The 12254-nt window shown below is 70.1% G+C and carries 13 protein-coding genes and 1 other RNA gene; 12 read left to right on the forward strand and 2 right to left on the reverse strand.

Translation table 11 applies throughout. The annotated features are described in order from the left end of the window. Window positions 1-247, reverse strand: a 247-nt coding sequence (locus BLR90_RS18015) for a transposase (RefSeq protein ID WP_425433648.1), incomplete at its 3' end; no start/stop codon positions are given. Between the two features lie 100 nt (window positions 248-347). Next, window positions 348-977 carry a hypothetical protein gene (locus tag BLR90_RS18020; RefSeq protein ID WP_091026629.1) on the reverse strand — a complete coding sequence of 210 codons (630 nt, stop codon included), beginning with the start codon at window positions 975-977 and terminating at the stop codon, window positions 348-350. Between the two features lie 49 nt (window positions 978-1026). Here BLR90_RS18020 and ftsE point away from each other — a divergent pair, with 49 nt between their 5' ends. From ftsE to BLR90_RS18080, 12 genes are all read left to right on the forward strand, one after another. After that, window positions 1027-1719 carry a cell division ATP-binding protein FtsE gene (gene ftsE, locus BLR90_RS18025; RefSeq protein ID WP_091026630.1) on the forward strand — a complete coding sequence of 231 codons (693 nt, stop codon included), beginning with the start codon at window positions 1027-1029 and terminating at the stop codon, window positions 1717-1719. A gap of 1 nt (window position 1720) precedes the next feature. After that, window positions 1721-2632 (forward strand): permease-like cell division protein FtsX, encoded by a 912-nt coding sequence (gene ftsX, locus BLR90_RS18030; RefSeq protein WP_091026631.1) that lies wholly within the window; start codon window positions 1721-1723, stop codon window positions 2630-2632. Window positions 2633-2686: 54 nt separating this feature from the next. Beyond that, window positions 2687-3973 carry a M23 family metallopeptidase gene (locus BLR90_RS18035; RefSeq protein ID WP_143016261.1) on the forward strand — a complete coding sequence of 429 codons (1287 nt, stop codon included), beginning with the start codon at window positions 2687-2689 and terminating at the stop codon, window positions 3971-3973. A gap of 32 nt (window positions 3974-4005) precedes the next feature. Continuing rightward, on the forward strand, window positions 4006-4485 hold the full coding sequence (gene smpB, locus BLR90_RS18040; RefSeq protein WP_091026633.1) for an SsrA-binding protein SmpB: 480 nt from the start codon (window positions 4006-4008) through the stop codon (window positions 4483-4485). Then, complete coding sequence (locus BLR90_RS18045) at window positions 4478-5359, forward strand: amidohydrolase family protein (RefSeq protein ID WP_091026634.1); 882 nt, start codon at window positions 4478-4480, stop codon at window positions 5357-5359. The genes smpB and BLR90_RS18045 overlap by 8 nt, the downstream gene beginning before the upstream one ends. A 103-nt stretch (window positions 5360-5462) precedes the next feature. After that, window positions 5463-5833, forward strand: a transfer-messenger RNA (tmRNA) gene (gene ssrA, locus BLR90_RS18050). Between the two features lie 111 nt (window positions 5834-5944). Beyond that, a complete protein-coding gene (locus BLR90_RS18055; RefSeq protein ID WP_091026635.1) occupies window positions 5945-6832 on the forward strand; it encodes an endonuclease/exonuclease/phosphatase family protein in 888 nt (295 codons plus the stop codon). A 98-nt stretch (window positions 6833-6930) separates the two neighbouring features. Then, window positions 6931-7671, forward strand: a complete 741-nt coding sequence (locus BLR90_RS21165) for a tyrosine-protein phosphatase (protein WP_170254372.1) — start codon at window positions 6931-6933, stop codon at window positions 7669-7671. Between the two features lie 8 nt (window positions 7672-7679). After that, a complete protein-coding gene (locus BLR90_RS18065; RefSeq protein WP_245715385.1) occupies window positions 7680-8252 on the forward strand; it encodes a protein-L-isoaspartate O-methyltransferase family protein in 573 nt (190 codons plus the stop codon). A 32-nt stretch (window positions 8253-8284) separates the two neighbouring features. After that, window positions 8285-8887: a histidine phosphatase family protein gene (locus tag BLR90_RS18070; protein WP_218029455.1), complete on the forward strand. Its 603-nt coding sequence runs from the start codon at window positions 8285-8287 to the stop codon at window positions 8885-8887. A gap of 49 nt (window positions 8888-8936) precedes the next feature. Next, complete coding sequence (locus tag BLR90_RS18075) at window positions 8937-10511, forward strand: peptide chain release factor 3 (protein WP_091026638.1); 1575 nt, start codon at window positions 8937-8939, stop codon at window positions 10509-10511. Window positions 10512-10551: 40 nt separating this feature from the next. After that, window positions 10552-12237, forward strand: a complete 1686-nt coding sequence (locus BLR90_RS18080; protein ID WP_245715386.1) for a ribonuclease J — start codon at window positions 10552-10554, stop codon at window positions 12235-12237. The last annotated feature ends 17 nt before the right edge of the window (window positions 12238-12254 follow it).

Here is a 12254-nt window from a genome sequence, read left to right on the forward strand (position 1 = left end):
AGTCGACCGAGACGTTCCACTCCACGGCGCCAGCAGCGTCGGCTTCAGCGACCAGACGAGCGTGGATCTTGTCCCAGGTTCCGTCCGTGCTGAACCGCTTGTGACGCTTCCAGATCGTCTGCCACGGCCCGAAGGACTCCGGCAGGTCCCGCCACGCCACCCCGGTCCGGAGCCGGTAGACGATGCCTTCGATCACCTGCCGGTGATCGCGGAACGGCCGTCCCCGCTGCCCGTCAGAGGAGGGCATCAGAGGCTCGACCCGAGCCCATTGAGCGTCAGTCAGCACAGCAGAACGCGACATGAGTCAACAATCCCGGACCGACCCCGCTGTCTTTAGGAGACACGCCCTAGCCGTCTGCGGCAGCGGTCGCGATGCTGACGCACCAGCGGCTCGCGCGGTCCTGCTGGGCGGTGGCAGCGACCGTCGTCGGCGTCGACAGCTGGCAGGTGAGCCAGGCATCGCCGAACAGGCCGCGGTAGGACCGCAGCCGCGTGCCGCCGTCCTCGCACACGAGTGCCAGTGACGGCACGCCGTACGCCGGGGCGCCGGCGTCGGGCTCGCAGCCCGCGCGCTTGCGCGCCTCGTCGATCAGGGAGTCGGCCGCCGCTGGGGTCACCGGTGGCACGAACACCCAGGCGCGCGCCACCGTGCCGTCCGCACCGCGCCAGGCACAGCTGAACTCGTGAGCAACGTCACGGACCGTGCCCGCGACCTTGGCGCGGTCGCCGTTGCCGTAGGCGGCGGTGGCGATGGACTCGCCGGCGAGCGCCTCGGTCACGGCCTCGTCGGGCACCGTGTCGCAGAACTCCGTCCGCTGCGCGACGAGCTCGGTCGTGTCGAACTCGCTGAGCGGGACGCTGGGCACGTCGACGGTGGCCGGAGCCTGTGGTTCCTCGCCGTCGGTGACCAGTACGCCGACTCCGACCGCGACCGCCGTCGCGCCCAGCGCGAGGAGGAGGGACCGGACGACGCGCACGCGACCACCATACGGAGAACGCCGATCCGTCTCGGCTACTGTCTTTTCAGTGATTCGCTTCGAGAAGGTCTCCAAGGCCTACCCCGGTCCGGGAAAACCCGCCCTCGACAACGTGTCGGTCGACATCGAGAAGGGCGAGTTCGTCTTCCTCGTCGGCGCCTCCGGCTCCGGCAAGTCCACGGCCCTGCGCCTGGTGACGCGCGAGACGCGTCCCACCGCCGGTCGGGTCTACGTCGCCGGCAAGGAGGTCAACCGGCTCGCCGGTTGGAAGGTCCCGCGGCTGCGCCGCCAGATCGGCACCGTCTTCCAGGACTTCCGGCTGCTGCCGAACAAGACCGTCTCCGAGAACGTCGCGTTCGCGCTCCAGGTGATCGGCAAGCCCAAGTCCGAGATCCGCCGCGTCGTACCCGCCACGCTCGAGCTGGTCGATCTCCAGGGCAAGGGGGACCGGCTGCCCGACGAGCTGTCGGGAGGCGAGCAGCAACGTGTCGCCATCGCCCGCGCGTTCGTCAACCGGCCGATGATCCTGATCGCCGACGAGCCCACCGGAAACCTCGACCCGACCACGTCGGCCGGGATCATGAACCTGCTCGGCCGGATCAACGAGACCGGCACCACCATCTTGATGGCCACCCACGACGAGTCGGTCGTCGACCAGATGCAGAAGCGCGTCGTCGAGCTCGACCACGGCCGGGTGACCCGCGACGAGGCTCGCGGCGGCTACGGATCGCAGGTGGGCTGACGTGCAGCTGCGCCACTCCTTCACCGAGCTCCGCCAGGGGCTCCGCCGCAACGTGTCGATGCACATCGCGGTCGTGCTCACCCTCTTCGTCTCGCTCACGCTCGTCGGGCTCGGCGTCCTGCTCAACCAGCAGGCCGTCCGTGCCGCCGACCAGTGGGGCAGCGAGCTCCAGATCACCGTCTACCTCTGCCGCGACAGCGACGACAACCCCGCCTGCCTCTCCGAGGTCACCGACCCCCAGAAGCAGGAGATCGAGCGGGTCGTCGACGAGAGCCCCGAGGTGGCCGACTGGCACACCGAGTCCAAGGCGGAGGCCTTCGAGAAGGTCAAGGAGCTCTTCGGGCCCGAGCGGTTCGAGGGCCCGGACGCCGCGCTGACCGCCGACGATATGGCGGAGTCGGTGTGGATCACGCTCGAGGACCCCGACGAGTACGAAGGCATCGTCAGCGAGCTGCGGGGCCGGGACGGGGTCGCCAGCATCCAGGACCTGCGTGACGTGGTCGGGCCGATCCTCAACTCGATCGACGCGCTCAAGTACGCCGCCATCGGCACCGCCGCCTTCCTGGTGCTGGCCGCACTGCTGCTGGTGGCCAACACCATCCGGCTCGCGGCCCTCGCCCGTCGCAAGGAGATCGGCATCATGCGCCTGGTGGGAGCCTCCACGCTCTACATCGCACTGCCGTTCCTGATGGAGGCGCTGGTGACCGCGTTGCTCGGGGTCGCGATGGCGGCCGGGGCCCTCGCGGCGTTCCTGAAGTTCGGGATCATCGACCGCGCCAGCCAGGGTCTGACGTTCATGCCGTGGGTCGGCTGGGAGGAGTACACCGTCACGGTGATCGTGATCGGGGCCCTCGGCCCGGTGCTGACGCTGCTTCCGACACTCCTACTGACCCGCAAATACATCAAAGTCTGACCCGCGCCACCTACGGTTGAGGCGTTCACTTCCCCGAACACCTAAGGCAGACCTGTGCGCTTCTTCCCCAGCGCGTCTCGTCGGCGTACCGCGGTGGCCTCCCTGGCCCTGGCGGCGGCGCTCGGCGGGTCCGTAGTCCCCCTGGCCAACGCGACCGTCGACGACGACCACCTGCGAGACCGACAGGACAACGTCGAGCAGCAGATCGAGCGCGCCCACGACGAGCTCGGCGAGACCAGCAAGCGAGTGCAGCGGGCGACTGCCGCCCTCGAGTCGGCCCGTTCCCAGCTCCTGGCCGCCAAGGCCGACCTGGCCGACGTACGCACGCGGCTCGCCGCCGCCCGGGCGCGCGACCGTGAGATGCAGGCCAAGCTGCTCGAGGCGCAGGCGGCCCTCGCTCAGGCCCGCCAGGATGTCCTCGACGGCCAGGCGGCGCTCGCCGTACAGCGTGAAGAGGTCGTCGACACGGTCAACTCGATCTACGCCGCCGGCGACCCCCAGCTGCTGGCGTTCGCCTCGCTGCTCGACGCCGACTCCCCGGAGGACCTCGTCCGCCGGCGCGGCGCGACCGACGCGATCGTCGCCAGCGAGGACCGGGCCTACTCCGGGCTCCAGGAGGCCGAGATCCTCCTGCGCGTGCGCGAGATCGAAGTCGAGGACGCCAAGGAGGAGATGGAGACGCGGCGTGCCGACGCCGCCGAGAACCTCGCCATGGTGCGCGACCTGCTCGAGGAGGCGCGGGTCGCGAGGGCCAACGTCATCACCCGGCTCCAGACGACGCGTGAGGCCCGCCAGGTGGCGCTGTCCGCCCGCGCCCATGACAAGCAGGTGCTGCGCACGCTCAAGAAGCGCGAGGAGCGGATCAAGCGGGCCATCATCGCGGCCGCCGCCCGGGCCGCTGCCCGCGCCGCCCGCAACGGCAGGCAGGGCTACCAGGGCAGCACCGGCGGGATCTTCGCGATGCCGGTCAACGGCTACGTCACCTCGCCGTTCGGTTACCGCGTCCACCCGATCTACGGCTACTACGGCCTCCACGACGGCACCGACTTCGGCGTCGGCTGTGGCCAGTCGCTGTTCGCGGTCGCCGGGGGCACGGTGTCCAACACCTACTACTCCTCGGTCTACGGCAACCGCCTCTACCTCAACGTCGGCCAGTACAACGGCAAGAACATCACCGTCGTCTACAACCATGCCGCCGGCTATCGGGTGGCCGAGGGGGAGCGCGTGGCTCGCGGCGAGGTCGTCGGGTACGCCGGGTCGACCGGCTGGTCGACCGGATGCCACCTGCACTTCACGTTGCTGGTCAACGGTGAGCCCGTCGACCCGATGAGGTACATGTAATCCGCATTGACCGGTCCTGAGAGACTGGTGAGATGCCAAAGGAGCAGGGGCGCAAGAACGTCGCGCAGAACAAGAAGGCGCGACACGACTACTTCATCGAGGACACCTTCGAGGCCGGCATGGTCCTCCAGGGCACCGAGGTGAAGTCGTTGCGGATGGGCCGGGCCTCGCTGGTCGACGGGTTCGTCGACATCGACGGACACGAGGCCTGGCTGCACGGCGTCCACATCCCGGAGTACACCCAGGGCACCTGGACCAACCATCCCGCCCGCCGCAAGCGCAAGCTGCTGCTCAACCGGGTCGAGATCGACAAGATCGAACGCCGAGTCAACGAGAAGGGCCTCACGGTCATCCCGCTGGCGATCTACTTCGTCGACGGTCGCGCCAAGGTCGAGATCGGCCTGGCCAAGGGCAAGAAGTCGTGGGACAAGCGGCACACGCTGGCCGAGCGCCAGGCCTCCCGCGAGGTCGAGCAGGCCGTCGGCCGCCGCCTCAAGGGCATGGATGACTGAGGCCCACCCCGACACTCCTGCGGCTCGTGCGTTCTGGCAGGAGCTCGGGCTGCCCGGGCTGTTCGACGTGCACGTGCACTTCCTGCCGGAGAACATCCAGCGCGCGGTCTACGCCGTCTTCGACGCGGCCGGGCCCAAGATCGGGCGGGAGTGGCCGATCCGCTACCGACTGCCGCACGCCGAGCGGGTCGAGGTGCTGCGCGGCTTCGGCGTACGCCGCTTCTCGACACTGCCCTACGCCCACAAGCCCGGCGTCGCGACCTACCTCAACGACTGGTCGCGCGACTTCGCGGCGGGGGTGCCCGAGGTGCTCCGCTCGGCGACGTTCTTCCCCGAGCCCGACGCGCCGGCGTACGTCGCGGAGCAGGTCGCGGGCGGCGTCGAGGTGTTCAAGATCCACGTCCAGGTGGGGGAGTTCCACCTCGACGACCCGCTCCTCGACCCGGTCTGGGGGCTCCTCGAGGACGCCGGCACACCGATCGTCGTGCACGCCGGCTCCGGCCCGGTCGGCAACGAGTTCACCGGTCCCGACCCGCTGCGCCGGGTGCTGGAGCGCTACCCACGGCTGTGCGTCGTCGTCGCGCACATGGGTGCTCCCGAGTGCGAGGAGTTCCTCGTGCTCGCCGAGACCTACGAGCGGGTCCACCTCGACACCACCATGGTGTTCACCGACTTCTTCCCGGCCTATCCCGGGGAGCTGCTCCCGCGGCTGCGCGACCTCCAGCCCAAGGTGCTGCTCGGCAGCGACTTCCCGACCATCCCCTACCCCTACTCCCACCAGCTCGAGGGGCTCGCCCGCACCGGCCTGGGCGACGACTGGCTGCGTGACGTCTGCTGGCTCAACGGGGCCCGGCTCTTCGGGACAACCGCTTAGCCTGGATCCACCGATGGGCGGCGTCGCGTAGCAGCCGGAGATCGGTGGATCCAGGCTTAGGTCCTTGCCCGTGCGCCCCGTAGACTGAAGTCACAACTCAAGAGGGGCTGATCGGTTTCGACTTGGGACGTTAGTTCCAGGGGAAGCGGGTCGAGAAGCCAACGTCATCTCGTAAACGATCGTTGGAAACCTATAACTGCCAACACCAATCGCAGTTCCTTCGCTCTCGCTGCCTGAGCAGTGATCGAAGCGCACACCCGGGCACCCGTCTCCGTCCCGGATCTGTGCGTCATCTAGGAGACTTGCCGCTCAATCCGCGTCGCGGAGGTTGAGCGGGACAATTCCGTGACTGAGCCTGTCGGGGACGTGTTCGTGCGAGCCCCGGGGCCGAGAAAAGCGACATCACGAACTGCACCCGGAGAAGACCTGGTTCGACGCTCGAGGACGCGGGTTCGATTCCCGCCAGCTCCACTCGTTCTGCCCTCTTGAAAGCACAAGCCGTGCCGACCTCGCGTCGGCACGGCTCTGCTGTGTGCTGACCCGCCGCGATGTGGCACTCGTGCTCATCCTCGTTATGGTCCCCTGATGCCTATTCGACCTACCGCCCTCCGAGCCTCCATGCTCGCCGCGACGATCGTCACGGGCGCCGCGGTCGGAGCCGGAGCGCTCCAGCCCGCCCCCGGAGCCGCCGTCGAGGACCGCTCTGAGCAGACGTCCACGAAGGCGACGCCCCCGAAGCCAGGCGACCCGTTCTCCTTCCGCATCGGCACCCTCAACATCCTCGGGAGCCAGCACGCGCGCCGTGGCACCAAACGTGCCGCCGCGCTCGCGCGCGCCATCCGGGACCGCGGCGTCGACCTCGTCGGCCTGCAGGAGGTCCAGGACGACCAGCTCGCGGTCCTGAAGGACCGGCGCCCCGGCTACCGGATCTGGCCCGGACAGTCCCTGGGCAACCAGGGTGTCCGCCTGCAGATCGCCTGGCGGAAGTCGATGTTCTCCCTGGTCGACTCCGGCTCCATCACCACGACGTTCGACCACCAGCAGCGCCCCATCCCGTGGGTCCGGCTGGAGAACCGGGCCTCGGGCGGGCAGTTCTACGCCATCGACGTGCACAACTCGCCCCGCGACCAGGAGCGCGCCCGCGACTCCGCCACCGCGGAGCAGATCGCGCTCATCAAGAGGCTGCGCGACTCGGGCAAGCCCGTCTTCATCCTGGGCGACACGAACGAGCACACCGAGTTCGTCTGCCGCGTCGCTGCGAAGACCGGCATGGTCGCCTCCAACGGGGCCTCCCACTCCCGGCGCTGCAACACCGGCGCCGCCCCGATCAAGGTCGACTGGGTCATGGGCACCGGCGGCCGGGTCGACTTCTCCAGGCACCGCGTCGACTACGGCGACCCGATCCGCTACGCCACCGACCACGCGTTCGTGCACGCGCGGGTGCAGGTCGCGCCAATGCGGCGCCGGGGCTGACGCCCCGGCCGGCCCGGCCCGCGAGGGTGACTCCGCGCCTCCGGCTTCAGTCCTATGCGTCACAGCTTGATGAACGGGGTGCGTGCTTGGATCGGGGCGTGGACTGGGACGGCGCTCGGAACCTGGCGGACCTCGGTGGTCTGCCGACCGTCGATGGCGACAGGACGGCGTACGGACGGGTCTGGCGCTCGGCCGCTACGGAGTGGATGACGGCGACCGGCTGGCAGGCGGCGCGCGAAGCGGGACTGGTCCGCGTCGTCGACCTCCGCAACGAGATGGAGCGCGGTCGCCAGGAGCAGCATCCGGTCGTGGGCGAGGCGGTCACGAGCGGGATCGAGGTGGTGCTCGCGCCCACCGAGGATCCCGACGACCCTGAGTTCCTGGAGGAGTGCGGTCCGTGGCTCGACCACCCGCGGTCTTGGGCGCCCAACGCCGCGCGCTACCCCGAGAAGCTCGCCCGGGTGTTCACTGCCATCGCGGACTCGCCCGGCCCGGTGCTCGTCCACTGCGCCGGAGGTCGGGATCGGACCGGCCTGGTCACGTCCATGCTGCTGTCGCTGGCCGGCGTCGAGCGCGACGCGATCGCTGACCACTACGAGCAGGGCTTCCGCGGGGCGGGCGAGCACCGCGGGCACGGCCTCGGCTACGACCCGGACGCCGGTGAGTGGGTGCCCGCTGACGACGATGAGTGGAGTCCCGCCGAGCTGGACGCCGCCCTGGCCGACCGCCGGCCGGTGCTCCTCCAGTGGTTGGACGACATGGACGTCGCGGCGTACCTGACCGACGCGGGCCTGGGCCCCGACCAGATCGAGAGGCTCCGGCGCCTCCTGCGTGCTTGAATCGAGTCGTGTACGACCCGGTGGACGCCGCGTTCGCCGCGGCCCCGCGCGAGGAGTTCCTGCCGCGGGACCAGCGCGAGCGGGCGTCGTACGACGGGCCGCTCGACATCGGCCACGGGCAGACGAACTCGCAGCCGAGGACGGTCGCGGCCATGCTCCGCCTGCTCGAGGTGCAGCCGGGCGACCGCGTGCTCGACGTGGGCTCGGGCTCGGGGTGGGCCACCGCGCTGCTCGCGCACCTGACCGGGCCGGCCGGCTATGTCATCGGGGTCGAGATCAAGCCCGACCTGGTCGCGTTCGGCGCGGCCAACCTGGCGCGGGTCGGTCCGACGTGGGCCTACATCGTCGCCGCCCGGCCGGGGGTGCTCGGGCTGCCGGACCACGCGCCGTTCGACCGGATCCTGGTGTCCGCGCAGGCGCGCCGGCTCCCGGAGGCACTCGTGGCCCAGCTCGGCGCGGGCGGCCGGATGGTGCTGCCAGTCGACGGGACGATGCTGCTCGTCGAGCAGCAGGAGGGGGAGCCCCGAGACGTGCCCCGGGTGACCCGGCACGGCAGCTACCGGTTCGTGCCGCTGCTCTGACTCAGGCCCGGGCTGGTGGTTGAATGCCGGGCATGCCCGTGCGCCACCTGTACCTCGCGCGGCACGCCGAGCCGGGCGATGACGGCAGGCTGACCGAGCGGGGTGTCCAGCAGGCCGAGCTGCTCGGGCGGCGCCTGTCGAAGGTGCCCTTCGGATCGGTCCAGCACGGCCCGCTGCCGAGGGCCACGGAGACCGCGCAGCTGGTGGCCCGGCAGCTCGGCAGCCAGGTGCCGGTCGTCGAGCTTGAGGCTGCGGGGGACTACGTCCCCCACGTGCCGTCCCCGGACGAGGTCGACCCGGAGCACCGGGCTGGTGTCATGGCGTTCCTGGCGGACGTCTCGTCGGCGGAAGCGGCACAGGGAGCCGAGCTCGCCGCGGAGGCCATCCGGCTGCTGACCGGGCCGGAGCAGGGTGACGGCGACAGCCACCATCTCGTCGTGACGCACGCTTTCACCGTGGGGTGGCTGGTCCGCCATGCGTGCGGTGCTCCGCCGTGGCGCTGGTTGGGGCTCGACAACGGCCACGCCGCGCTGACCGTGCTTCGGTACTCCACGGACCGGCCGCCGACCATGGTGGTGTTCAACGACATGTCGCACCTGCCCGACGAGCTGCGGTTGACCGGACACACCTGGTGAGACGCGTCCCGTTGCGGGAAATCGGCCCTGACCTGGGAGAGTTGACCCGATGAGCAGCCCCACCGACACCCGCGCCCGCCGCACCTTCGCGGTGATCAGCCACCCCGACGCCGGCAAGTCGACCCTCACCGAGGCCCTGGCGCTGCACGCCCGGGTGATCTCGGAGGCGGGCGCGGTGCACGGCAAGTCCGGCCGCCGCGGGACCGTGTCGGACTGGATGGAGATGGAGCGCTCGCGTGGCATCTCGATCACGTCGGCGGCGCTGCAGTTCGACTACCGCGACCACGTGGTCAACCTGGTCGACACCCCCGGTCACTCCGACTTCTCCGAGGACACCTACCGCGTGCTCTCCGCGGTCGACTCGGCCGTGATGCTGGTCGACGCCGCCAAGGGCCTCGAGCCGCAGACCCTCAAGCTCTTCCAGGTGTGCGCCCACCGCGGCATCCCGGTCATCACCGTCATCAACAAGTGGGACCGCCCCGGCCTCGACCCGCTCGCCCTGATGGACGAGATCGAGAAGGAGATCGGCCTCAAGCCGACCCCGCTCACCTGGCCGGTCGGACAGTCCGGGGAGTTCCAGGGCGTGCTGGACCGCCGTACCGGCCACTTCATCCACTTCACGCGTACGGCGGGCGGCGCCACCCGCGCTCCCGAGCGCCACGTCCCCGCCGACGAGGCCGCCGACGTGGCCGGCGACGCCTGGGCCGCGGCCCTCGAGGGCCACGAGCTGCTCGAGATGGACGACGCCGACCACGACCAGGAGCGCTTCCTGGCGGGCCGGACCACGCCGGTGCTGTTCGCCTCCGCTCTCCAGAACTTCGGCGTCGCCCAGCTCCTCGAGGTCCTCCTCGAGCTGGCGCCGGCCCCCACCGCCACGCCGACCGTCGACGGTGGCGCCCGCGAGGTCGACGACGAGTTCAGCGCGTTCGTGTTCAAGGTGCAGTCCGGCATGGACACCAACCACCGCGACCGCCTCGCCTACGCCCGGGTCTGCTCGGGCGTCTTCCAGCGCGGCATGGTGGTCAACCACGGCGAGACCGGCAAGCCGTTCGCGACGAAGTACGCCCAGGCCGTGTTTGGCCGCGAGCGCACCGTCGTCGAGACCGCGCTGCCCGGCGACATCGTGGGCCTGGTCAACGCCAACGCCCTGCGCGTCGGCGACACGATCTATGAAGGCACACCGGTGCGCTTCCCGCCGATCGCCAGCTTCGCCCCCGAGCACTTCATGTCGGCGCGCGCCGCCGACACCGGCCGCTTCAAGCAGTTCCGCCGCGGCATCGAGCAGATGGACCAGGAGGGCGTCGTCCAGGTGCTGCGCTCCGACCTGCGTGGTGACCAGGCGCCCGTGCTCGCCGCCGTCGGCCCGATGCAGTTCGAGGTCGTCAGCGCCCGGATGGAGTCGGAGTACGGCGCCGCGATCCGCCTCGAGCGGCTCGACTACCAGCTCGCCATGCTCACCGACGCCGACGGGGTCGACGTGCTCAACGGCGTCCGCGGCGTCGAGGTGATGCGCCGCTCCGACGGCGCCTTCCTCGCCCTCTTCCCGGACAAGTGGCGCGCCCACACCGCCAAGCGGGACCACCCCGAAATCGTGCTCGAACAGCTGCCCGCGAGCGGTAGCTGACCATGGAGCAATGCTCCACAGACCAAGAACGGAGCTCCCCGTGAGCCATCCCCATCCCGAGCTGCAGACGCCCCCCAAGCTGCAGAAGGGCGCCCTGCGCGTCGTGGCCCTCGGCGGCCTCGGCGAGATCGGCCGCAACATGACCGTCTTCGAGTACGACGGCAAGCTGCTCGTCGTCGACTGCGGCGTGCTCTTCCCCGAGGAGCACCAGCCCGGCGTAGACGTGATCCTGCCCGACTTCAGCTGGATCCGGGACCGCCTCGACTCGATCGTCGGCATCGTGCTCACGCACGGGCACGAGGACCACATCGGTGGCGTCCCCTACCTGCTGCGCGAGCGCGCCGACATCCCGCTCATCGCGTCGCGGCTGACCCTGGCGTTGATCACCGAGAAGCTCAAGGAGCACCGGATCCGCCCCGAGCGCCGTGAGGTGAAAGAGGGTGAGCGGGCGACGTACGGGCCCTTCGACCTCGAGTTCGTCGCGGTCAACCACTCCATCCCCGACGGCCTCGCCGTCGCGATCCGCACCGGCGCCGGCATGGTGCTGCACACGGGCGACTTCAAGATGGACCAGTTCCCGCTGGACAAGCGGATCACCGACCTCCGCGGCTTCGCCCGCCTGGGCGAGGAGGGTGTCGACCTGTTCCTCACCGACTCCACCAACGCCGAGGTCCAGGGCTTCACGACCTCCGAGCGCGAGCTGACCCCGGCGATCGAGCAGGTCTTCCGTACGGCGCCGCGGCGCGTCATCGTCTCCAGCTTCGCCAGCCACGTGCACCGCATCCAGCAGGTGCTCGACACCGCCCACGCGCACGGCCGCAAGGTCTCGTTCGTCGGCCGCTCGATGGTGCGCAACATGGGCGTCGCCCAGGACCTCGGCTACCTCAAGGTGCCGCAGAACCTGATCGTCCCGCTCGACCAGCTCGAGAAGATGCCGGCCAACAAGGCCACGCTCATCTGTACCGGCTCGCAGGGCGAGCCCCTCGCCGCGCTGTCGCGGATGGCCAGCCGTGACCACAAGATCCGCGTGGGGGAGGGCGACACCATCCTGATGGCCAGCTCGGTGATCCCGGGCAACGAGAACGCCATCTCCAACGTCATCAACGGCCTGACCCGCTGGGGCGCCAACGTCGTCCACAAGGGCAACGCCAAGGTGCACGTCTCTGGCCACGCCAGCGCCGGTGAGCTCGTCTACTGCTACAACATCGTGAAGCCGAAGAACGTCATGCCGGTGCACGGCGAGTACCGCCACCTGCGCGCCAACGCCGACCTCGCGATCAGCACGGGCCTCGACCGCAAGAACGTCGTGCTCGCCGAGGACGGCGTCGTGGTCGACCTCCACCAGGGCAAGGCCACGATCACCGGCAAGGTCTCCGCCGGCAACATCTACGTCGACGCCCAGACCGTGGGCGGCGTCACCGAGGCCACGCTGAAGGACCGTCGTACCCTCGCCGAGGAGGGCGTGGTCACCGTGCTCGCCATCGTCGACGCCGACTCAGGCTTGCTCGCCGACCCGCCCGACTTCCTGGTCCGTGGCTTCATCCACGAGCCCACGGCCTTCGACCCGGCAATCCAGGTGATCGAGAAGACCCTGGCGCACGCTGCGCGCGAGGGCATCGGCGACGCCCGTCAGCTCGAGCAGATGCTGGCCCGCGACGTCGGACGCTGGGCGCACAAGACGTTCCGCCGTACCCCCCTGATCATCCCGATCGTCATCGACGCCTGAGCAACCGCAACACACCG

This window comes from Nocardioides szechwanensis (genome assembly GCF_900103935.1).
GTDB lineage: Bacteria > Actinomycetota > Actinomycetes > Propionibacteriales > Nocardioidaceae > Nocardioides > Nocardioides szechwanensis.

Coding starts and splice junctions, on each gene's coding strand:
- BLR90_RS18075 (WP_091026638.1), top strand. CDS start 8,937: ATGAGCAGCCCCACCGACACCCGCGCCCGCCGCACCTTCGCGGTGATC.
- BLR90_RS18070 (WP_218029455.1), top strand. CDS start 8,285: ATGCCCGTGCGCCACCTGTACCTCGCGCGGCACGCCGAGCCGGGCGAT.
- BLR90_RS18045 (WP_091026634.1), top strand. CDS start 4,478: ATGACTGAGGCCCACCCCGACACTCCTGCGGCTCGTGCGTTCTGGCAG.
- BLR90_RS18055 (WP_091026635.1), top strand. CDS start 5,945: ATGCCTATTCGACCTACCGCCCTCCGAGCCTCCATGCTCGCCGCGACG.
- smpB (WP_091026633.1), top strand. CDS start 4,006: ATGCCAAAGGAGCAGGGGCGCAAGAACGTCGCGCAGAACAAGAAGGCG.